Annotated in this window: 15 protein-coding genes; 3 read left to right on the plus strand and 12 right to left on the minus strand. The window is 42.3% G+C overall.

The window, feature by feature from the left end:
- Positions 1-39: 39 nt before the first annotated feature.
- Together AYJ08_RS01000 and AYJ08_RS01005 are read right to left on the minus strand one after the other, a co-directional pair.
- A complete protein-coding gene (locus AYJ08_RS01000; RefSeq protein WP_064016230.1) occupies positions 40-1380 on the minus strand; it encodes a globin-coupled sensor protein in 1341 nt (446 codons plus the stop codon).
- A gap of 76 nt (positions 1381-1456) precedes the next feature.
- On the minus strand, positions 1457-1699 hold the full coding sequence (locus AYJ08_RS01005; protein ID WP_157452762.1) for a hypothetical protein: 243 nt from the start codon (positions 1697-1699) through the stop codon (positions 1457-1459).
- A gap of 893 nt (positions 1700-2592) precedes the next feature.
- Here AYJ08_RS01005 and AYJ08_RS01010 point away from each other — a divergent pair.
- Entirely contained in the window at positions 2593-3801 is a 1209-nt protein-coding gene (locus AYJ08_RS01010) for a DUF418 domain-containing protein (protein ID WP_064016232.1), read from the plus strand.
- Between the two features lie 737 nt (positions 3802-4538).
- Here the strand turns inward: AYJ08_RS01010 and AYJ08_RS01015 are convergent.
- The 3 genes from AYJ08_RS01015 to AYJ08_RS01025 are packed head-to-tail and all read right to left on the minus strand — an operon-like array spanning position 4539 to position 7851.
- Positions 4539-5696 carry a hypothetical protein gene (locus tag AYJ08_RS01015; RefSeq protein WP_064016233.1) on the minus strand — a complete coding sequence of 386 codons (1158 nt, stop codon included), beginning with the start codon at positions 5694-5696 and terminating at the stop codon, positions 4539-4541.
- Positions 5693-7150 (minus strand): sensor histidine kinase, encoded by a 1458-nt coding sequence (locus AYJ08_RS01020; protein ID WP_064016234.1) that lies wholly within the window; start codon positions 7148-7150, stop codon positions 5693-5695. The genes AYJ08_RS01015 and AYJ08_RS01020 overlap by 4 nt, the downstream gene beginning before the upstream one ends.
- A 2-nt stretch (positions 7151-7152) precedes the next feature.
- On the minus strand, positions 7153-7851 hold the full coding sequence (locus AYJ08_RS01025; RefSeq protein WP_064016235.1) for a response regulator transcription factor: 699 nt from the start codon (positions 7849-7851) through the stop codon (positions 7153-7155).
- A gap of 1060 nt (positions 7852-8911) precedes the next feature.
- On the opposite strand from AYJ08_RS01025, the gene AYJ08_RS01030 reads away from it, so the two are divergent.
- Both AYJ08_RS01030 and AYJ08_RS01035 read left to right on the plus strand, forming a co-directional pair.
- Positions 8912-10135 carry a zinc-dependent alcohol dehydrogenase gene (locus AYJ08_RS01030; protein ID WP_064016236.1) on the plus strand — a complete coding sequence of 408 codons (1224 nt, stop codon included), beginning with the start codon at positions 8912-8914 and terminating at the stop codon, positions 10133-10135.
- 62 nt (positions 10136-10197) lie between these two features.
- On the plus strand, positions 10198-11283 hold the full coding sequence (locus AYJ08_RS01035) for a class II aldolase/adducin family protein (protein ID WP_064016237.1): 1086 nt from the start codon (positions 10198-10200) through the stop codon (positions 11281-11283).
- On the opposite strand, the gene AYJ08_RS01040 is transcribed toward AYJ08_RS01035, so the two are convergent.
- The 7 genes from AYJ08_RS01040 to AYJ08_RS01070 form a co-directional block, all read right to left on the minus strand.
- On the minus strand, positions 11273-12112 hold the full coding sequence (locus AYJ08_RS01040; RefSeq protein WP_064016238.1) for an alpha/beta hydrolase: 840 nt from the start codon (positions 12110-12112) through the stop codon (positions 11273-11275). The two genes, AYJ08_RS01035 and AYJ08_RS01040, sit on opposite strands and share 11 nt — an antisense overlap.
- Positions 12113-12241: 129 nt before the next feature.
- Complete coding sequence (locus AYJ08_RS01045; protein ID WP_064016239.1) at positions 12242-13360, minus strand: MGDG synthase family glycosyltransferase; 1119 nt, start codon at positions 13358-13360, stop codon at positions 12242-12244.
- A 36-nt stretch (positions 13361-13396) separates the two neighbouring features.
- Complete coding sequence (locus tag AYJ08_RS01050) at positions 13397-14284, minus strand: diacylglycerol/lipid kinase family protein (protein WP_064016240.1); 888 nt, start codon at positions 14282-14284, stop codon at positions 13397-13399.
- 777 nt (positions 14285-15061) lie between these two features.
- Positions 15062-16099: an endonuclease/exonuclease/phosphatase family protein gene (locus tag AYJ08_RS01055; protein ID WP_064016241.1), complete on the minus strand. Its 1038-nt coding sequence runs from the start codon at positions 16097-16099 to the stop codon at positions 15062-15064.
- 671 nt (positions 16100-16770) lie between these two features.
- Positions 16771-18408, minus strand: a complete 1638-nt coding sequence (locus AYJ08_RS01060; RefSeq protein ID WP_064016242.1) for a hypothetical protein — start codon at positions 18406-18408, stop codon at positions 16771-16773.
- 28 nt (positions 18409-18436) lie between these two features.
- Entirely contained in the window at positions 18437-21943 is a 3507-nt protein-coding gene (locus AYJ08_RS01065) for a BadF/BadG/BcrA/BcrD ATPase family protein (protein WP_064016243.1), read from the minus strand.
- A 285-nt stretch (positions 21944-22228) separates the two neighbouring features.
- Positions 22229-23107, minus strand: a complete 879-nt coding sequence (locus AYJ08_RS01070) for a thiopeptide-type bacteriocin biosynthesis protein (RefSeq protein ID WP_064016244.1) — start codon at positions 23105-23107, stop codon at positions 22229-22231.
- Positions 23108-23114: the final 7 nt, after the last annotated feature.

Consider the following 23114-nt stretch of genomic DNA (forward strand, 5'->3'; position numbering starts at 1 on the left):
GCCCTTTTTGTTATATGTTGTCTTTGTCAGATTAAAGCGCTATCTGTTGCCTTGTTGCTCTAATGCTTCTTGTAACTGATTTAATGACTGGGCTGATTCAGAAACTTTATAGGTTGAATTCCCTATCATCTCGACATCTTCAATGAATTGTGCCATTTTCGCAGTAGCTCGGTCAATCTCGATTATACTTGTTTGCATGGAAATTACGATTTGATTAAGTGCTGCTTCAGTTTGATCTGACTCTTTTTGTCCCTTGTTTACTAGGAGTTGAATGTGACGGATGGAGGAGACTACTTCTTGCATAAATTGACTCGATTGGGCAATAAGTGAAGATACATCTTGAACGGATTGTCTAGTTTGTTCGGAAAGTTTACGTACCTCTTGTGAGACGACAGAAAAGCCACGTCCATGCTCTCCAGCTCTCGCTGCTTCAATAGCTGAATTTAACGCAAGTAGATTTGTCTGTTCTGCAATTTGTTGTACAAGATTTACAATTTTTTGAATTTCATTCGACGAGTGATTAAGCTTTTCAATCAACTCTTCCATATCATTCATACCATTATTGATATCTCGAATACGCGCCTCCAATTCTTTCATTCGTTGCTGTCCTTCACTCGCTAATTGAAGGGTTTCTTTCGATTTGTCTGCACTATGCAAAACAGCTATATTCATATCTTGACCGCTAGAAATCAACTGTTCCACAGAAGAAGTGGTTTGCTGGCTTAATGAGGCAAGCATAAGGCTAATATCCGCCATTTTGGTTTGAATTTGCTCACGTCCTCGATACTCCTGCTCACGTCGCTTATTTTCTTTTTCATACGCTTCAATTACAACCTGCTGCTCAAAATTAAACATCTTTGAAATAACAATACTTGCTTCTAATAATTGCTTTTTATCTAAAATTTGCTCAAAAATAATTCGCAATACATGCTCTTGAACATTTTGAAACGCTGCAATATACCATTTTGGTTCCAAGCCAATACGTACATGTACCTCTGCTACTTTGAAACGTTTTTGTAAAAATACATCATTTATATGACCATCAAACATATCCATCAAATGTAATTCCAAACTTTTTGCGAGACGCTCTACTGTACTATGCTTGGTCAAAATTTGCTTAAGGTGAGGGACACTGAGAATTGTTTTATAAAAGGTTTTGGCAATATCATGGATATGCCTCGCAATCATTGGTTGCAATGCTTTAGCTATCTTTAAATCCTCTTGGCTTAGTCGAATCATATTCATCTGAGTTTCAATTTCAGAGTGCTTTATATTCATGCTGACTTGGCTACTTGCAATCTGTTCTTTAAACATTTTTGTTTGTGGAGATTCTTCTATCTTTGTGCGAAACAAACTCGAAAACAAAAAGCTTTTTCCCATATTATGTTATCACCTTTGTTAATATATTTTTGATAAATAAATCTAACAATCACAAGCCATCACAATTATACAAACCTTATACAACATTGTAAATCATTGACCAGTCCCTATTCGTTAAAAGCCTGTGAATTATTTTTGATAGAAAATATTTGTATGTTTTACAAATCTTAAAAACCCCTATTGCTACCTCCCGATACAACATCTTCTCCTCAATTACAAGCTGTACGGCTTCTGTTTTTATTTCCTCACTGTATCTGATATTTGTTCGCCCTGTTTTCCCCATAAATAATCCCCTCTGGTAGGCAACGTCTTTGTACATCTAACCGATGTCCTTTTTACATTGTCTACCGTGAGGGGATTTTACCAATATCAAGGTTTTTTCGTCTTTTTTTCGCTGATTTCACTTTGGGAAACGAGCTGGTTTGGAGTCAATTTTTTGAGTCAAACTCTCCTGCCCCTGAACGAACCTTTTGAAGAAAAGACCGTCATGACTTTATATTTTTTTTCATTTAATTGAAAACCCATTTTATATATGTTGTTCGATACACTTTCGTAAAATTTTGCTACTTCATCTTCAGTTATTGAAATCTCGAGATAATCAGTTAATCCTGAGAAGATAGAGGCTATTTTTTAGAACCAGGTTCATGCCATACAGCTGCGTGTCCGGTTTATCCTCCACTTTGGTTCCGAACGTCCGATTCACTTGCAGACCAGTGTCTACATGAATTGTTGATTTTTTCAATATTGAACACCCTCCTTCCATTTATGAAAGCGTTTTCTAATGCGATAATACTTTTACACATTCCCTACATAAATAAGAAAACTACGAAATGTTTCGTTTTTCTATGATCCATTCTAATTGATATATGATTGAAAATGCTGGTCAACCAGCCATCAGGCAGTTCATTTCTTCTATGTTAACGGAGTGTCCTTAAAACCGGGTGAAAATAGGGAGATTCTACACAGCGGCACCCATCCCCCGTTGCAAATAATTCGATGAACACAACCGTGTAGCAACCAGCCACTTCAGTGGACAAAATGGAGTATTTGCCAGTACCAAATAATTTTCGTTTGCCTTGTTTGTGACATTTTGTTTACATGTTGATCAAACTTTAGTGACATGTGCCCGCTATAGTGGGATAAGCATGACATCCCCCATATGCAAAAGATTGGAACACCTAAAGAAATAACCATTTTGAGGAGGAATGCTAATTGTCAGTCAGTAGCAAGATGCCGGACGAGTTCGGCAGTGAATATGAAACGGGAGCAACCATCGAGGATGTAGTGGCTTCCCAAAACAACGGACTGAAAAAAAATGCGGTTGCAGGCAAATCAAAGGGGCGTCTTGTAGCGCTTGATGCAGCACGTGGGTTGGCGGTCATAGGGATGTATTTGCAGCACTTCGGTCTGAACGAGAGGATTGCTTCGATTGTCTCTGGGAACACGACGCTACTATTTGTGCTCTGTGGCGGCATTTCCTACTCGATCATGGCGCAACGCATGAAGGATCGAGAAACGGAGACAACCGCGTTCCGGGCACGGATGCTCGCTCGTGCGGTGTTCGTCGATGTGATTGGGTATCTGCTCATCCTGCTGAATACCTCGTACGGGGTGATCTTGCCCGCCTATGCGGCAATGTTCGTGCTGGCGTTGGTGCTGATTCGTCGTTCGACGCGCGTGCTCGTTACGACAGCAGCCGCTTTAACCGTGGTGGCCCCACCGCTGATGATTCTTGGTACGAGCGTCCTATCGGGAGCATACCTCCTTTATGATATTGCGGGCGGCCCGATGTCTGCGCTCGCACTTGCCCCCGCTTTCGTCGCAGGTATGGCGATCGGGCGCCTCGAACTTACCAAGATACGTACTGCACTCTCGCTCGCGGTCGGCGGTATCATCATGCTCGTCGTCGGTAAGGTGCTAGACGCTTTCGTTCTTCCTGTGCTGAGACCTTCCTTCGAGGCGTGGCTCATTAGCGTTCAAGGCGCCGTCGGTGTCCAGCCGGACCCGAATGCAATTTGGCCGCTCAACATGGAACCACCTCTGTGGAACATGCTTCTCTGGACATCTCCGCACAGTGCGTCGACATTCCAGACGCTGATTGGGCTGGGGGTCGCATTCCTGGTGCTGGGACTGGTATGCCTCGTACCGAAAAAGACCTCTGTCGTGTTAATGCCTTTCGCGGCAGTCGGACGCGTGGCGTTAACAATGTATGCGGCTCAATTCATAGTGATATGGTATCTCAGACTCGCGGGTATCGAATTTGGTCTTGAGGGAATTCCGTTCAGTGACCTGCTCGTTGCGGCCGCAACGTTGGTGACGGGGTGGTTGATCGCGCGGCTCCCCACCGGTCCGCTCGAGTCATTGATGCGACATTTCGACCGGGTGTTCAGCGCCTCCCGAACAGCACCAGCATCCAGGTAGGCGGTCGTCCTCGACATTTGCCCTTCTTGCTTCATCCTTATAAGGACGAGCTCCGAGATATAGCATAGTTCGTTCGTTCGATAAGCAGTTGCCTGTTGTTAACCTTCACTGAGAAAAATACTTCGATGCATCGGAGAAGCTTAGACCCTGCTAGAACAGCTCACCCTTGGGTGGGCTGTTTTATGTGGGTTTTTACGGTGCTTAGCAGGCGCTTGAAACCAATTGGATATCTGCCGTTCGTTATTAAAACAAAAGAAAACCGTCGGACCTTTTCTCAATATCAACAGTTTACAAATTCAATTTTTTTATATATGGAGTACCGCCATCAAAACGCAGATTTACTGCATTAAGGACTTCTTGACACAAAAAGAGCCGGTTTTCCCCACATTCAGGCTGTAACCGACTATTCTAATTAAACTTTATACTCTCCAGCGAGAAAAGTGATTTACTCATTATAATTAATTAGCGCTAAACTCGTGCTATCCCACTCCCGCCTCTTCCGAATATATCGCTCTATTTCATGAAAGTTTGGCTTACTTGTAAACAAATTGTCAACATAAGAGACAGACACAAGTTTTTATTGTTTTGATATTTCTTTAATGTCCAAAAAAACAACCTTATTTCGGTTGAATAACGAAATAAGGTTGACAAGCTGTCTGGTTCCCGATATAACCAGGCAGGGTATTGTTCATTACAGATTTAAGGATTTTAAGATTGAGCTGTTTTTCCAAGATATACTATTGAAATGTGAGCACAAAAGGCAGTTCATCTGAGGTATCCGATTCTACCACCCCGCCCTGCACAGAAGAATAGTACTTCCTGCCATGAATGAGAAGGCTTTTATTATCTGGACTCCAGAATATTTTCGACGGTATGACGCCATGATACACAGGTTCTTCGTAGAGGACATTTTTACCTTGGAGCTTTCCGACAAAGATGGTGTCTTTATCGTACAACGAGTATGCGACATACTTCCTGTCTCGGGAGAACTCGAAGTTGCTTACTTTATCCAGCAGGACGGTAAGCTCGCTGGTTCTGCGGTCGTATTCATACAGCATTCCATCTGTTCCAAGGTACACGAACTGATCATTATTTAGCCAAGCGTTTTGTTCGCGACCCGTCTGATGGTCATACTGTACGGTAATATCACTTCCATTAATCATTCCCATGACTATCCTGTTGGAACGACCTGATTTAATCTCAAACAGGGTAAGCAGCACGCTGTGTCCATCATCAGAAATGTTAGCCCCTGTGAGCGTCCATCCCCGATCAATATCCTTTAGTTGATACGTTTTGTAGGATCCTGAATCGTTATCGTATACACCTACACTGGCTTTTCCCTTCATGGATGCATCTATGATAAGAAAACATACGTATCGACTGTTGTTAGACCACCTAACATCTTGCAGATACAAACTTTGTCCAGAATGGTAGATCACTACTTCCGTTTCCTTTCCGTCAGGTAACGAGATCATCTTTAGCGATTCACCAGATGCCGACATGGCCATTTTAGAGATTTTCTTGCCGTCTGGGGACAGTTCCAAAAAAGCTGTATTGGTATCGATTTTTTTCAGCAGCTCGAACTTTTCATAGGGAAAGGAAAGACGACCCAATTTCCACATCGCACCCTCAGTTGTGCTCGCTTTCCTGAACAAACCAATCACAGAGTCTGTAGCGGACCACCCCAGAATCTGATCCGTCTGAGCGAATGTATTGAAGAAACGGTATATCGCCTTCACCTGGAACGGGCGGCTATTCAGTTCATCGTTATGAGTCTCTTCCTTACTTGGTATAACAATCGTCTCAGATCTGGGCCCTAGCGTGCATCCGGAAAGAAAGATGGCAAGGAATAACAGCAGCGTCCCAGACGTTAACAAGGATCGACTATTCATCATGATAATATCTCCGCCTTCACGCAAGGAATTTCCACAAACACGCTGGTATAATAATTCTCGCTGACGATACTGATCGTCCCTCCGTGATCGTCGACGATGGATTTGACAATACTCAGTCCTAAACCGACACTCCCTTCTTCCGCGCTTTTCACATTTGCCGAATAAAAGGGTTGAAACAGCTGTGTTAGTTGCTCAGGTGCGATCGGGTTACCGGGATTTTTAAATTCAACACGTACATTCCCAGCAGAAAGCTCGCCCTTGACTGATATTTCCGCGTAAGTTGAGCTGTATTTGATGGCATTATCCAGAAGATTAATGAAAAGCTGGCGCAATTTGTCAGCCTGACCGTACACAAACAGATTTTCTTCAGTCCTCCAGACGATCTTCTTTTTATAGCGCTTCGCCCGAAACGACATCGAATCACAAACGTCATGCAGAATTATTCCTGTGTCCACCCTATCGAATTCATAATTGTTTGAGGTTCTGCGGGAGATCTCAAGCAGTTTCAACACCATTCTGTGCAGACGTCGGCTCTCTTCGATGATGTGATTGATCCCTTTTTCGAAAAAATCCCGGTCAGTTTCCCCTTTTTCCCGAATAATTTCGGCGTACCCCAGAATGGAAGTCAACGGTGTTTTGAGCTCGTGCGTGATATTGTCAAAAAATCGTTTTTCCTGTTGGTTGACTTCTTTAAGTAAGTCACGGTCTCTTTCGATGGTTGAAATTTGGGTGCTGATCCGTTCGATCATATCGTTAAAATTGACAGCCAGTCGACCAATCTCATCCTTGCGATGAAAATGAATACGCACATCGAGATTGCCGTTCTTCACCTCTGTGGAAGCATGGGTTAGTTTGACGAGTGGGATCGAGAGGTGCCTGGAGAGAATATAGGAGAACAGGAACGCCACTGCGAAGAGGGCAAGCGAGCTGTAAAAGATGATGTCCAATATCCGTCCACTTTGTTCATAAAGCAAACTAAAGTCTTTAGCAAATCGCAGAATTCCTACCTTGCTTCCGTCAATGACAACCGGATAAGAGAAAAAGACCTCCCCGTTGTTCTGGTCGTACGTGATATGATAGGCTGTTTTGCCGCCAATCGCCTGTTTAAGGTCCTCCTCTTGCTGTCCTGAGAATACCGACTTGTCCGAGGAATGCAACAAAACGCCTTCCAACGTGTAGACGCCGACGTTGCTTCCGGTGGCATGATTTAAGTCACTTACCAAATCCTGGGCCATTTGGCTGAAATAGAGTTTGTTATTTGAAAAATGATTGATAAGAAATGCTTGACGCACATACACATTGCTGTTGTTTTTCAGACCAACCAATTCCGAAGTTACAATCTTTTGATTGCTCGTCCAAATAATCTCTTTTACCATCTGATTGAGAATAAGGAAAGAGAAAAGAAAGATCAGAAAAAAACCGATGATAAATTTGGCTCGGATTGTCCCGATCATCGCTATTCGACCTGCTTCCCGAATTTGTACCCGATCCCGAACACGGTTATGATCAAATCGCCTGCATCCAATTTTTTACGGAGCCTTTGAATATGGGTATCAACCGTCCGGGTATCGCCGCCAAAATCGTATCCCCATACCAAGTCAAGCAATTCTGACCGAGTGAAAATTCTTCCCCGGCGGCCAAATAATGTCATGAGTAAGTCGAATTCCTTGGGAGTCAGGTCGACTAGTATGCCCTCTTTTTTAACCAGTCTTTCCTCCGCCACAATCTCAATATTTTTAAACCGGATCACATCGTCTCCAACCGTATCCCGTTCCCCAATATTGGCTTGATTCACCCGACGTAGAATCGTACGGATTCTAGCAACAACTTCACGCAGATCAAAAGGCTTCGTGATATAATCATCTGCTCCGAATTCAAGTCCGAGCACTTTATCGGTAATATCAGACTTCGCAGTTATCATTAAAATAGGAATATTGTAGTTTTCTGTCACTCTTTTACAAATATCCAGTCCACTTTGATCCGGTAGCATCCAGTCGAGCAAGAGAAGATCGGGGTTGAATTGTTCCATTTCCATCATTCCTGTAGCTCCACTTGCCGAAGTACGTGTACGAAAGCCTTCCAACGCAAGCCCATATGAAAGTAAATCGGCAATTGGTTGTTCATCTTCAATAATGAGAACTTTTGTTTTATTCATGGAGATCACCATTCCTTACTAGTCCAGCTAGGGGTAAAGTTTAAAAAGGTCCCTATGTTGAATCGATTCTAGCACATTATAATATAACATAACTTTTAAGCACACTCTTTCTCTCCTAATTCCTTAACTGTGGTAACCAGGGACATAGTAAATATTTGCCCAAATGAGATCCATTACTATAAATAATTCATGGGCACGTTCAAATAACTTACCGTCAGTATTATTACTAAGCCCTTCTAGAATACTTTTCACTCGCTTTCGAATTTTGTATCGCTAGTTGGAGCTAGTAACATTACTAGCTCTATTAACTTAATAATTATTATGTAAAGTTTAGAGGTGTCACTGACCTGTTTTACTATTTTCCAATAAGAGATAATCTATTTTTTAGGAACCAAATTTCTCCCCACCCAATCCTCACAGCCTTATCCTTCATTCCCATTTGATTGTAAAAAGCCTGCCCTTGTGTAAATAACTAATAATATCGTTTGCTATTTCTGGCTTCACTGTTGTTTCCTCCTTATCATATTTAGCTTAGCTAGACATACTTCTCAGTTAACCTAATAAACTTATCTGGATAACCAGGATCAGAGGCATATCACCTTTGTGGATTGAATGGCAAGCAGTCTAATAGTCACTACCTAGTCTTGTGGTTTCATTTCCTGTTCCCCCCGTTGCCTGGTTTTACATAGCTATAAACTCCAGCTGCCTTTTAAACTCTTTTTTATAATTGACAATTTACATACCTTCTGTAAAATAATCCCATCTATGTTCGAACAAGCAACAAATCCGTATTTGACACCCATTATCTCTACGATGTACGGACGAACAGCTCCTATCCGGCGTTTAACCGTGTGAATGATACCCATACCTCCGACACAGCTTCAAGACTACTAAATGATGCTAAACTTTTGCTTTGCATTACATCATCTAGTGGCGAAACGATTCGGGTTTGGGCGAAGTTAGTTGTTAACCGTTCTCATATTTAAATCATAACAGTTAGATTTTGATAATACACATCAATATTGTCAGGACAATCATCTGAAGGGAGGAATAACAGGCTGTGAAAGCAATACGATTTCAAGCAACCATTCCTCGTTATTTATCAAGTAAAACATTGGGACGTTTTTTCCCCTCCGTATTTTACGGTCCAATGTCATGCATTACCTATGATGATGTAAAGGAGCCATCCTTACCTAATCAAGAATGGGTAAAGGTGAGGGTCAAGTTTTGCGGTATATGTGGAAGTGATCTAAATCTCATTTTTCTTCACGACAGCCCTGCTACTTCTCCTTTTGCTTCATTTCCCTTTACGATCGGCCATGAAATAGTTGGTGTAATAGAGGAATTGGGACGAGAAGTAAAAAATCTGTCCGTAGGCGAACGAGTTGTGATTGATCCTATCCTGTCATGTGAGGCTAGGGGGTTTCATGAGCCATGCCCAGCTTGTCACAGGGGTGACTTTAGCCTGTGTGAGCGAATGACCATAGGCGATGTTTCACCTGGGCTACTTATCGGGGCCTGCCGGGATACGGGAGGTGGCTGGAGTCCCCATTTGGTTGCTCACCAGAGTCAGATCCTTAAGGTACCTCAGGAGGTAAGTGATCTTAATGCAGTGATGACCGATCCGTTCGCTACTGCCTTGCACGGCGTCATGCGAGACCAGCCTCGGGATAATGAAACAGTTCTGATTATCGGAGCAGGAGTGATTGGTATTTGTGTTGTCGCAGCTATCCGCTCACTTGGAAGTAAAGCTCGTGTGATCGTTTTAGTAAAACATCCGTTTCAAGCGGAAATGGCACGCCGTTATGGAGCCGATGAAGTGGTATTGCTATCATCCCAATCTGATTATAATCAGCAATTGGCGGATCTTTTGGGAGCAAGAGTATTGAAGCCAATCTTTGGGAGTCCGGTTATTCAAGGAGGAGCGGACATCGTCTACGAGTGTGTTGGAAAGGATCAAAGTATTAACGATTCACTGCGATTTGCCAAAAGTAAAGGGAAAGTAAACTTGTTGGGAGTGGCTAGTATTCCCCATAAAGTAGATTGGACCCCGATTTGGTTAAATGAACTTGATATAAAAGGAAGTTTTGCCTGCGGCACGGAGGAATACCAAGGAGAGCGACTTCGTACCTATGCCCTTGCGCTAAACTTGATGCGTTCCGGTAAAGTTGACTTGGCTTCTTTAGTAACCCACCGCTTTCCGTTAGATCAGTACCGTGAAGCCATTGAGACCGCTGCGGGTAAGGGAAGAACGGGTGCGATAAAAGTTATTTTCGAACCTTAAGCTTTCTTGAACGATCTAAAAATTGTGGTTTCTCATGAGAATGGTGAGAGTGAGGGATTGATATGAATTTTTCTTTTGTTGGACAGTTAAACAGCCCTAATGTAAAATGGTTTGCCGACGGGATAAAAAGGGAGCTCGTTGCCGAAAGATATCAATATTGCGAAGAATCAGTTGATAATATTCGGATTATTTTTAATTTTGTTGATCAGGATAATATGAAACCTTACCGCCGGAAAGCACAAGCTACTTTTTGCGTCGCAGTGGTAGAAACAAATAAAGTCCCTGAAGATATTATAAAGGAAGCTTACCCTATTTTAATCCGTACTTTGTCCAATCTGTTAATTTACATTATCCAATCGCAGGAAACACTCCAAGCCTATTTTATCACCCTTGAACGGGGATGTTACTCCATTCCTTACACATATACAAACGATGAACTGTTTTTTTCCAGAGTAAAGGAAAGGCTGATCCCTATCGCTTCCTCTCGATTGGTGATTAATAACGAATTTCACTGTGACTTGCCTGAAGAACTATGGAATGGTGATGAAAAAAGCGCACAACTTATGGAAGCAGGAAGCAATTTGGATGCGCTTAACCTTCTGCCAGCTCCTTTTCCAATGGAAGAACTGCTGAACCCCCAAGATTTCCGTCATGTCAAACGACTTTTTGGAATAGGCGGTTTAAGTTATGGGAATTTGAGTGTACGAAAAGAGGGACAACAATTTTGGATGAGTGCCAGCGGGGTAAACAAGGGAGATATGCAAGTGATCGGACGGGACATCCTGCTCGTCATGGGATACAATGAGGAACGAAATGCCATGCTTCTCAACATCCCTCCGCACATCAAACCTCGTCGGGTGTCTGTTGATGCCATCGAACATTGGATGATTTACACTCGACATCCTGAGGTACAAGCGATTATCCATATTCACGCCTGGATGGACAGGGTTCACTCCACGGAAATAAATTACCCTTGCGGTACTTGGGAATTGGCGAAGGCCGTATCAGATCTGGTCAGCCAAGCAGATGATCCATCGAGAGCCATTATTGGTTTGAAGAACCATGGTTTGACGATTACCGGAACAAGCCTAGACGATATTTTTGAGCGTATCGATGGACGCATCATTCGTCAGGTACCTATGACCTAACAGTTATCCACTCAAAGATATTAGTTACTGCTTCCTCATGGTGATGCTCATGCAATGGTCTATGTCCCCCATCTGAAAACATTACATACCCTTTATCGTCGTTGGGAATCGAATGAAAAAAATTCTCTAGTAACCTTTGATTAATCAAAGTGTCTTGTTGACCGTAGAGAATCAAGGTGGGGAGGTTATACTTTGCAACTTCTGACAAGGCACGGACTCCGCTTTGTAGCATTTCGGCAAACCATCGCGGGGTATATTGAATGGTAAACAAAGGATCATGTAAGCTTTCAGAGGAACTCCCTAGCAAAATCGACCTTGACCAACTCCACTTGAAAGGTTCGATCGGTAGACGAGGTGTTATCCATGATAGTAATTCAGCCATTTTTTTTAGCGGATAAGGTATGGAAAAACCCGTTCCCAATACGGGAGACGATAAAATCACGCCTTTTGCCTTTCCATAGTATTCTTGACCATAGCGAATCACGATCAGCCCACCCAAGCTATGACCTAATAAGAAAATAGGCAGGCCCGGGTATCGATCTTGCAGCAGGATAATCAATGCTTCCAAATCATCTAGGTATTCTTCAAAATGATTGATATGGCCGCGGTGTCCTTCAGATTTGCCAAACCCTCGTAGATCGGGAGTAATAAGCCCGATTTGATGACGCAAGGACTCCTCTCCTATATGGGAATAATAACCTGAATGTTCTCCAGAACCATGGAGTAAAACCATTAATGCCCGGGGTTCTGCCGGAATCCAGATGCGATAATAGATATGAACTCCCTGCGCTCCAATATAATAGCTGCTTATACAAGAATCTCTTTTCATTAGGACACCCTCCGAAGGAAGCTTTTACTTTATTCAGATTAACCACTTACCCATGCATTCAAACAATGTATGCTGCTGGAAGACATTTTTACTGTGGGTTATTCGGAGGGTCCCTCTGCTAAAAGAGGTCTACGGGACGAGGAGTTTCATAATAGATCTGTAACTCTCCAAAGGATCTATTTTTTGTTTAAAATTAACGATTCGTCTCTGTAACAAATCGACTTCTCGCGGAGAAAAAAGTAAGTTTTGAATCCATGCTTCCACTTCAATTAGGCTATCAACCTTTATCGCGAATCGATTTTGGATCAAAAAGTCACAATTTTTCTCCTCGTGTCCGGGAATCGGCTTGTACAAGAGCATAGGAATACCCTTTAACAATGCTTCAAAACAACTTACCCCACCCGGCTTCGTAATAATTAAATCAGAGGCATCCATCCATTCATCAATGATATCAACAAATTCCAAAATATGAATATGTGGATGATGGAAACATCTATTTTTCGATAATGATTGTTTTAGAGTTTGATTGTATCCGGTGCATATTACCACCTGTAAATCTTCTCTCCATTTTGTTAGCATATGGGCGACTCGCCCAATACCACCCAAACCCAATCCCCCGCCCATGAGCATAACGGTCGGAATGTTCTTCAATTGTAATTTTCGCCGTATTTCTTGCTTGTCATTCTTTATCCAAAACTTCGTCTTTGTCGGTATCCCGGTTATCATAATACGATTTTGTTGTACACCCAAATTAATTAATTCTTGTTGCACACCGTCACTTGAAACCAAGTAGAGATCTACCTCCGGCTGAGCATATACACCATGTGCGTGAAAATCGGTGATTACGGTACACAGATTCAATGGGCAACCCAACCTTTTTAATCTAGACACGGATGAACTGCTAAAAGGATGAGTGCAGATGACCAGGTTAGGCTTTTCATGTTCAAGGAGAGCTTCAATTTTGCGGTGAAACAGTTGATAAATGATGAATTGGTATCCTTTGGAAAGAGGTTGGTCTTGTTTCTTTTGATATGTTTTTCCCCATAGATACGGGTATGTAGTGATTAGCTTCACGTATAAACGAAACATAAGAGTAGTAGTAAGAGGGTTAAGCTCCTGGCCTAATTCTACAATTTTCGTATGGACGGAAGGGGCGAAAAGAGAAATTCCTTCCTTCAATGCCTCAGCTACTTTTGTATGACCAGCACCAAATGCTTCCGAGAGGATCAGAACCTTCTTAGTAATCATTTATTCACTCGTTACACTGTGATTTTTATCAAAAGGTCACACAATGTAAAGCCCTTCTTTTTTTATGGTGAGTTGTATAGGGGTTTCACCAACAATCTCACCATCTCCATGAGTAATCATCGGCGAAGTTGACATGATTGTAAGTTGTTTCCCAGTCAAAGTGGTGATGGCCCGATTAAATATATGCGTTCCACGGAATACTCGAGGTAATAGTTTTACCAGCTTCCACCGCGAAATACCGTGAACAATACAAACATCAAAGACACCGTCGTCACACTTAGCATTAGGGCAAATCATCATTCCCCCACCATAGAATGGGATATTAGCAACTGCGATCAACCATACGTCTGAAAAGGTTTGTTCTCTGTCGTCAATTACGATGCTTACTTCCGTCGCTCGATAGAGGAATAAAACCTTAAAAAAACTAACGACGTAACAGAATTTCCCCAATCCTAAATGGTTTAGCCATTTTTTGTATTTTGCCTGATTGGTCACTTTTGCGACTTGACCGTCGAATCCCATTCCTGCGGCATTTATAAAAACCTCATCGTTTATAGAAACGATGTCAATTTTTCGTTTTTTCCCGTACAATGCTTTTTCAAGCGCTTTATTACTTTGCTTTGGAACTTGTAATCCTCTGGCAAAATCATTACCCGATCCAGCGGGTATAGACCCCAGAGGTATCTCTGATCCTACTAATCCGTTTGCCACCTCATGAACAGTGCCGTCTCCACCTATTGCTATCACTACGTTTGTGCCATTTTGCTTACTGATGGACTTTGCGATTTCGATAGCATGTCTCGGCCTTTCCGTAAACGCCACCTGATATTTAATGTTCTTTTCTAAAAGCAAACGCTCTACATATTTCCAGACCTTATGTCCCTTTCCATTGCCTGAAGCCCTATTTACAATAAACCAAATCATTCCAATCCCTCATTAGGAATATTTTTACATATTATTGTTCCCAATCATATAGTTTTTATACGATTATTGTTGGAAACCAAGGGGAAAATCGGTAACGGAGGAGTAATTGCAGATCGTCAACAAGTTAGGATTTGCCGGTAAAAACATCCATCAAGTTTAGATTTCAGGTAAAGGCTCAAGAACTAAATCGCACTAGAGATACGGCATTAATCGCTTTGATGCCCCCTATTTTTCAAAAGAAGCACTTAGATGGTTAGAAAAATATTTGGAAATTCGCGAGAGCTGTTATAAACCCAAGCACTTTTCCTTGCAATCTCAACTTGAGATAGTAATGGATCTAGAATGCATTGGAAAACATCCCAAGATATTAGGAAAAAATATGGTAAGGCTTATGGTAAACCTGAATGAACTCCACATGGGTTACGGCATAGTTTTGCTTCCACCCTGACTCTACTCTTCCCTCACTTCAAACTTAACTTGGGCATAGTGTAATACCTACGACTTAAACATATACCCACACATCAGAAGAGCAACAAAAAGCTGCGGTTGATCGTGTAATAAAATAGAATTAAGAAGGAGCTAGTAAGATTACTAACTCCTTCTTTTAATAATCATTATGTAAAGTAGTGTTTGACTCGCTCCCTGGTAAAGTAGGCCTTAATTTCCCTGTAATGTACCATCAATATGTTCTACAATATGGTCCCGGTTGTCATTCGATGCTTATTAGTCTTCCACTGTGAACCAAACTTGTGGATTCTCTGAGCGATGTTACTGTACTTAATATTCAAGAAGAACACTTACTGGTCTGTGATCACTTGGTCGATTTTCGCGAAAAGTACCATTGTTTACGGTATGATGATTATACTCAACATGGTGTATAGTTCCGGAATCGGGAACTCTTCTAAGACCACTAGTAGCTGTGAGACTGGGGGAAAGTAGAATATGATCTAAGAAGAGATGCTTGTTTTTTTCTCCCGTAACAAAATCATCAAATATGGCGGTATACCGATCTTGAGGATTTACATCATGCTGGGCGTGGTAAAAAATCAACTCTGGTTCAAAAGCAGATCCTACTAAAACATCAATCGTATTATGAGCTAGATAATTCTCAAAGTAATCCATACCTGGTCCATCATTCAAGTCGCCAAGAATGATAATCTTTGCCTTCCTATTGTCTTTTAAGATAGTGTCAACGTATTGCCTCACTCGCATAGCTTCAGTAGAGTTCCGTCTACGGTTTCTAAGAGCCTCGTGAACATAGTTTTGCCGAGTCGCACAATTCTCCCACAATTCTCTGCCTTTGTTGACAAAACTTGATTTTGTATGGAGCACGATAAGTTGTAAGGAATCGTCTTCTATTTGAATGTTTATAACGAGCGGTAAGCGAGTAAACTTGTATGTTTCTAGAAATTCATGACCATTAACATCTGCCAACCATCCGTCAGTTAAACTTGTAATGTCGGCGGAGGGTGCCACTCTCAAAGAATTGACAGCATTGGGTTTATAAAGTATGGCTGGTCTTTGTTCATTTCCTGAATCGCTGAGAATAAACTTGTATATCGGCACTCCATTATTAGAGAGGTATTGTTGTATGAAGAGCTCCAACTCTGCAGGGCGACTAGGTCCTTCCTGTATAGCCAAAATATCTGGATCGATCTCACGAATAGTATCTGCTGCACGCCTTGCCGTTTCATCAGTGTTGGAGGTATGATCTTCCCGTCTGAATGTAGGTCTAAAGGCAACAGGCTCTGAATCCTTTGTGAACCAATCATTCATCCATTCAATGTTAAAACTGGCTAATCTAATTGTAGGCATTTATGTGTATCTCCTTTTTTAAATTAGATGGGGCAAGTTAGCATAGTTTGTATCTCTAACCTTTTATGATTACACATTAGGATAAATGGTTTTTTTGCTTAAATGGTCTTATACAAGTAACTGCTTAAAACAAGTTATTGACATAAAATATTATGCCGATTATTTGTTTTTTTATTTTGTTTTTTGATCTACTCTTTCTTAATTCTTATTGTTGATTTTTTACAATTTTTCTTCAATTCCGATTATCCTTATCGATGCAAGCTATGTCTTTTCAAACTTGCAATCTAACAAGGGGTAAAAATCAATAGTTGCAACATCCGGCTATTTCGTCTACAAAATTAAAAAGAAAAATGACAACACAAAAATAGCCCTGTTCACCTTATACAAAGTGAGGACTATTTTGTGTGATAGCACAACCCAACGTTTCAACAGTTACTGATTCCCAGGGGCATGCGGTTTCTGTAATTGTGCAACGTTATTCTGTTAACTACCTTAATAAAGATATCCATTTTTAAAATTGAATAAACCATTATTTAGTTATTATTTTTGTTTGTATTTATGCCTTCACAATGAGAACGCATCAAATAAGCGTGATAAACTGTTCCCTGATGGGCATCTACTAACATGATCATGGTTTACATGTGAACGTTAAACAGGCAATAGTGATCTTACTATATCCCATTCACTTCCTCCTTGTTTCGTCGGAGCGAATACCTGTGAGAAAACCCACGTATTCCATATACAACGTTCGCCGCTGTACATGCAACGACATGACGGCTTGTTCGTAATGAATGAGTAAGTTTTGACATGCTCTGAAGCTGCTCAATCGTAACGTCTTTTTTTGTTAAAGCTTCGTCAAACTCTTTTTGCGCGGCCTGCTTTGCTTTAAACAACATCATCTGGATGCGGCTGTAAACGTTTATCGCTCCATCTCCTGTTGTTTCGATCGGGAGGAAGATCGCATCGGGATATTTTTCAGTGATCAAAGATTGAACACCATCGGATACACCAGAAGATGGCATACAGCCGAATGGTTTGACAGAGAGGGTCATGTTTACTTTCCTTTTGACCACGTTTAGGATAAGTTTGCCTACTTCCATATGACCTTCTCCCCCACGTACATGGTTATTATAGTGCTGGTGGGATACCTCAGCAATCTCGTCCATGTCGGGTAGATGATAGTCATGGAGACCGATTGTCTTGGCATAGGTCTGGAAAATGATTCGAATCGCACGATCAGCTACGAATAACATGCGTAAACGTGAGTCAGGTTTTTTTCCTTGTAAGCCGTAGCGTCCTGAATCCACTCCACGAAGCTTCATCCGCTTTAGGGTTTCATAGCGTCCTTCCCAAATCAGGAAAAGAATCCACGCAGTAATCGATTGGACTTCCACTTCAGCGCCCTCCTGTTCAAGAAAGCGCTGTAGTTGATAGTTACCGTCACCCTCGGTTGTCATTGCCCAAAACTCACCGATAATGCTCACTTTCGGCTTGACTCGTGTTCGGTCTACCTTAATCGCTTGAAGTTCCCTACGACATCTGATCAACGCTGGAATCACCCACTTGCGTTGTTGCAATGCATGGTACAAATACTGCTTGCAGCGAACAAGAGCGGCATCGGTAGAACCTGATTCTACTTCGTAGGGACGAATCCGATAAGCGATGGCATTTAAAATATCTCCTAGCAGAACCGCTTTAAGAAAACCAACAAAGAACGAGGTATCTAATTTGAGAGCCGATTCACCCCCTGTTGCTTGTTTCAAACCACTTTGTTGCTGAAACAACAGGACTCGAAATCCGTCAAACCCGGCATCGCGCAATGCTTTACGATATTCTGTGACGTACGTGCCAAAGCGGCATGGACCACAGGAACCGCTGGTGATAAAAAGGTAGTTGGCGACGATTTCTTCCTTGGATTTACCTTCTACATCCCGTAAATGATGTAGATATTTGATTAGGTTACCCACGGTAAAGTACGTCGGGTTACATTGACCACGGTTTCCGAACTCTTTGCCAAAACGTAGAGACTCGGTATCCGGACAATCCATGTGCTTCACTGAATAGCCTAATCCTTTTAATACCCCCTCTACCAGATAATCGTGCGCCATGGTGAGTCCACCAAAGAGAATGGTTGTCGTTTTTTTATCTTTCATTAAAAACTGACGGGGAACCGGATCAAACCACTGAGTTCTCTTTGCCTGCTCTAAACCTAATGCAAGTTCCTGTTCTATCTGAAAGCGAAGCAATTCATTCTCATAGGATGAGGGCTCCGTTTTTTGGATGTTTGGAAACTCTTTGATTGTTGACATGGTGTTATGCTCCTTTCTTTTGGAATTTTTAGCTGCCCTTCTGAGAAAGCTTGTCTGCTCGTAGAAGGGAGGCTATTTGTTCTTTCGCTTGCAGACCTGAAAGCTTTAATCGTGCTTGATCAATACGCTGTTGCAGTTCTGCTTTTTTCTGGGCTAAGTCATGTAAGCGTTCTTCATGAAGTCCCAAGCTATGGGCATAGGTTTTCACACGAATTTTAATTGAACCACTTGGCTTGTTAGCATCAATATCATGCAAGGCTGAGTAAGGTGTCCCTGCCGTCCCTATAATCGAGTCTATAAGCCCGTAGGTGGGAGCATCATGTCCGCATTTAAAGCTAGATAAGTCAAGTACGGCCACATTGGGGTGACGAGCGGCGAATTTAGCTGCCCATACCTTTTGCACAGAATTGGAACTAAAGTTTTCCGGCCAGACATCACTCACCTCTAATGCGTAGTCCACACGCCCACTTTCCAGATCGTCTTGGAAAAAGCGATGCAACCACTCCTCATCTTTAGGGATAGAGCGCATAGAGAGAATTGGATAGCCCAATACTTGAAATTCTTCTAATACACCGTGATTCATACCAGGATCAGAATGATAGGGGCGACCGATCATCAGTATCGCGAGCCGATTTTCCTGTTCCACCTGTTCTAAGATCTTTTTCCCCCGCTCCTGCATTTCGGCATCAAATAGGTTCATCGCTGTCCAACCCTGCTGGACAGCAAAATCGCTTTCGTCCTCTGTAATTTCAAGATAGTCCTTACATGCTTCATACAACTGTTTCCTCATCAAATTCACTTCGGTGAAGGTAACGGCCGGATCGAGATAGGTGACTCCTCGCGTCTCAAAAAAGTTAATTTCTTTTGTAAAGGCAGCCTTTATCACGTTTGGTGCCCCTGCTACGATTGGACAACTAGTTGAATCCATTACATTTTGCATATGGGTCGGGACATGGGTGATGCATGGGAAAAAGATGTAGTCGAGCGACTTTTTCTCATGATGTTTAAACAACAAATTATGAATATGAGCCTGGGTCACCTTAGACGGATAACAAGGGTCTATTGAGCCGTACTTTCCACCTTCTTGCCACATTTCTTCACTGGTAAAATCGCTGAAAACAATGTTGTTTTTATCTATGCCAAGTGTCTCGAAATAAGTTCGCCAGAATGGGGCTGTCGACCAAATATTAAGTACGCGTGGAATTCCGATACGAATCTTTTTTCTTCGTTCGATTGAATTGATTGGAGAGCGTTGAAATGGCCGTTTATAAGTATCCTTCCGTCTTCCGCCTAGTCCTAACCAACTGCGTTTCAATTGCACATCTTCTATAAGGGTATCCGTCTCGGGAAGCGCCTCTGCGTCGTAGAAGTGTTGGTACATACGGACGGCTTCATATTCCACCAAATTGGGATAGTGCTTTTTTAGCTCTTGTCGTTTCTTGGTCAGTTGAATCACGGCATCCTTATCTTCCACCGTCCCCTTTTCGCAACTAAAACCCGAGATATACCGAGCTGTTTGTCCATCTGGTGTTTGAGAATCAATAAAGGTGCGGCTGCAATGGTTAGGACAGAATGTACAACGAGTAGATTCATCATTACGGCTCGTATAGGACAGGTTAATAGCTGAGTCGATTCCCAAAAATGTAGAGTAGCCCCGGCGTTTAACAACTCGTAGCGTTTCCATCGCGACACCGATCGCTCCTGCTTCTCCCGGATGAGGATGAACATATACCTCTGCATTAGGAACGCGCTGTTTAATGTAATCGACTTGAGCTTTTACGGCTGCAAGATTATATTGCGTTCCGCCTTGAAGAACGAACTTGCTCCCTAATTCAGACATACGTGGTATTTGCACGACATATTGCCAAACGTTTTTCGGCAAGACCATAGCGAGACCGGCCAATAGTTCTTCCTTCGAATAGCCTTCCTTCTGAAAATTAACACGGTCGGCATCGAGGAATACGGCACAACCATATGAAAAGGTTGGGGAAAGGTCTGCTTGAAAAGCTGTCTCTGCATACTCTTGAATGGGAATGCCGAACTGGTCTGCCATTGCTTGGAGTAACATTCCATTCCCTGCAGAGCATTGGTTAGACAGCCTAAAATTACGAATGTCTCCATTTTTCATAAAGAGAACCTTGATATCTTGTCCGCCGATATCGCAGATGACATCGATATCGCCAAATTGGTTAACAGCACTCATCATATGAGCAACGGTCTCTACAATATTGACATCCGTTTTTAGTGTTTTTTCCAGTACATCGGCTGCATAACCTGTGGTCCCAAAACCGATGATTTCTAGTTCAGCTTCCTGCTCACTTACTCTGTCACGGAGTCGCTTTAACATTTCTTTTGTATCTTCGAGAGGATTGCCTTTTGACAGCTGATACTCTTTGAGCAGGATGTTTCCATTCTCATCGACGAGGACGGCTTTGGATGAAGTAGAACCGCCATCAAGACCGATCACGGCTCGTACCTTTTGCCCCGGTGTAAAAGTCATAGGTGTAAATTTGGGTATACTGTACGCCCTTCGGAATTCTTCTTGCTCTGTTTTTGTACGAATGAGCGGGGGACCTGCTTTCTCACCTAGTTTTGACTTCCGACCGTGTGCAATAAATTCCTTCAGTCCTTCTACCCCCGTGAAGTTGCCGACATCAGAAGGCTCATACATCCCGTACATCACTGCACCGTAAGCCGCGTAGTATTGGGAGTTGTCAGGAACAAAGATCAGTTCTTTTATGGGTATGTCTTGAGGATAGTCGTATCCGCGGGCTTGCCAGGTCTGAGGGATGCGTTTTCGCCAACATTCTTGGAGGAATGGCAAGTATGTATTGGGACCACCCAGCAAAAGGACACGGTGCCGTAGAGTATTTCCCCGAGTTAGAACAGAAAGATTCTGCATGACGATAGCATCAGCGAGCGAACACATGATTTCCGCGGAGGGAATGCCGCTTTTCACTAGGTTCACAATATCCGTTTCTGCAAACACACCACATTTAGCCGCCACATGGTGCAGCTTGGAATCGTCAAAGTGAAGTTTGCACACTTCTTCCATCGGCATACCCGCTTTTATCATACATTTATCAATCGTGGCACCGGTGCCAGATGCACACTTATCATTCATCGAAGTAAGAGCTTGCTTATTACCTGTCTCTTCGTTCTCCTTAAAAATAATGATTTTAGCGTCCTGTCCCCCTAGTTCGATAACACTTCCTACATCGGGATGAAGTTGTTCTACAGCCATAGTAACAGCGTTCACCTCTTGAACAAACTTCGCTCCAATGTGTTCAGCAATCGGACCACTGCCTGAGCCTGTTATAAATGCACGAATGTTTTTTTGGGAGATGTGAGAAAACTGATTGCCAATGGTAACCAATAACTCTAAGACCTTTTCTGCTTGCTTCGTATGGTGCCGTTGATAATCTGACCATAGAATTTCTTTATTTTTCGGATTGACTACGATGGCTTTGACAGTGGTTGAACCGACATCAATACCTAGAATGAAAGAGTCTAGCGATTGGTCTGCGCTTTCCATATCATCATTCCTTCTCCATATTCTACAAAGACATTATTAGGAAAAAAGAAATAAAATATACACATTTTGAAAGAAAGCAGTGTTACCGAATATATCCTGAAATGGTCTAAAACTGTAACTATTTAGAGAAAAACATGTTGGCAAGAAAGGAGATCCATGCTCAGACTCACGGCGTATATCCTCTGGAAAACGCTGCAGAAGCTCTTGCTCTCAAATATAAAACAAGCCTCCTGCTCACTTGTGATTAGTGATAAACAGGGGGCTTGTTTAAAGTTGAAAAGCTCGTCATGATTTCCCAACAGCAGCGAGTAATGCACCTAGATAGGCTTCCTCCATAGGCCATATACCCAAACGATTATTCATCATATGAATATAATGAAATACAAAATGAGAAGCTGGTAAACGTATTTGCTTCGAGCCTCGAATCTGTTCAAACACATCCTTCAGGTGAAATCGATAATCATCCATCATTTCAGCTATAGATTCGTTTTGTTTGTAGTTTTGTAGGCTCCTTTGCAAGGATTCTATTCTTTTTGAAGCAGCGTTTTGGAAACTTTCTTTATAATGAACTCCCTCAGGATAATCGGCACCGCTCCAGAAATGTAGGATACGATTCCATAGCTCTTTTTGTTCCGAGGCAGATAATTTTGCTTGTTTGGCTGTCTCACCCATAATTAACAACGCTAAATGAAATCGGTCAATAACCTCATTGCTTTCTGCTTCAAGTCCTGCTAAAGCCAGTCTGCTTGAAGACTCGAAGCATATCTCTGAGAGCGATACCCCTAGCGTACCACCGTATTTTTCATATTCTGGCTCGTACTCTTCTCGTCTTACAGCACTCTCCCTCTCTGATTCATTCTTATTATTCCCCATAGGGAGTAAACGACGAATCTGGGGTGCAGAACCCGACAAGATCGTATCCATGAGTGTGTGGATTCGTCTTTCTAATTTTTCTGCATACATATCTTCCACGGCATCATCTACTTGAAAACGAAGTCTTACATGGTACCCCTCGAAATCAACATAACGAATAAAAAACCATCGATGGACACTTTGACAAGCGGTAAGCTCACGAAAAGTATCACCGACAATCTTTATTACGACCTCATCTAAATAAGCCTCTTTTCCGGGATACACACTGTAATAAATCCATTTCTTGCTCATGAGAACC

It is taken from the genome of Brevibacillus sp. SKDU10, assembly GCF_001645205.1.
GTDB classification, from domain to species: domain Bacteria; phylum Bacillota; class Bacilli; order Brevibacillales; family Brevibacillaceae; genus Brevibacillus_B; species Brevibacillus_B halotolerans.

What these genes read in the sequence shown, in the direction of transcription:
- AYJ08_RS01000 (WP_064016230.1), bottom strand. Translation starts at nt 1,380, where the DNA reads ATGGGAAAAAGCTTTTTGTTTTCGAGTTTGTTTCGCACAAAGATAGAA.
- AYJ08_RS01005 (WP_157452762.1), bottom strand. Translation starts at nt 1,699, where the DNA reads ATGTACAAAGACGTTGCCTACCAGAGGGGATTATTTATGGGGAAAACA.
- AYJ08_RS01015 (WP_064016233.1), bottom strand. Translation starts at nt 5,696, where the DNA reads ATGATGAATAGTCGATCCTTGTTAACGTCTGGGACGCTGCTGTTATTC.
- AYJ08_RS01020 (WP_064016234.1), bottom strand. Translation starts at nt 7,150, where the DNA reads ATGATCGGGACAATCCGAGCCAAATTTATCATCGGTTTTTTTCTGATC.
- AYJ08_RS01025 (WP_064016235.1), bottom strand. Translation starts at nt 7,851, where the DNA reads ATGAATAAAACAAAAGTTCTCATTATTGAAGATGAACAACCAATTGCC.
- AYJ08_RS01035 (WP_064016237.1), top strand. Translation starts at nt 10,198, where the DNA reads ATGAATTTTTCTTTTGTTGGACAGTTAAACAGCCCTAATGTAAAATGG.
- AYJ08_RS01040 (WP_064016238.1), bottom strand. Translation starts at nt 12,112, where the DNA reads ATGAAAAGAGATTCTTGTATAAGCAGCTATTATATTGGAGCGCAGGGA.
- AYJ08_RS01045 (WP_064016239.1), bottom strand. Translation starts at nt 13,360, where the DNA reads ATGATTACTAAGAAGGTTCTGATCCTCTCGGAAGCATTTGGTGCTGGT.
- AYJ08_RS01050 (WP_064016240.1), bottom strand. Translation starts at nt 14,284, where the DNA reads ATGATTTGGTTTATTGTAAATAGGGCTTCAGGCAATGGAAAGGGACAT.
- AYJ08_RS01055 (WP_064016241.1), bottom strand. Translation starts at nt 16,099, where the DNA reads ATGCCTACAATTAGATTAGCCAGTTTTAACATTGAATGGATGAATGAT.
- AYJ08_RS01060 (WP_064016242.1), bottom strand. Translation starts at nt 18,408, where the DNA reads ATGTCAACAATCAAAGAGTTTCCAAACATCCAAAAAACGGAGCCCTCA.
- AYJ08_RS01065 (WP_064016243.1), bottom strand. Translation starts at nt 21,943, where the DNA reads ATGGAAAGCGCAGACCAATCGCTAGACTCTTTCATTCTAGGTATTGAT.
- AYJ08_RS01070 (WP_064016244.1), bottom strand. Translation starts at nt 23,107, where the DNA reads ATGAGCAAGAAATGGATTTATTACAGTGTGTATCCCGGAAAAGAGGCT.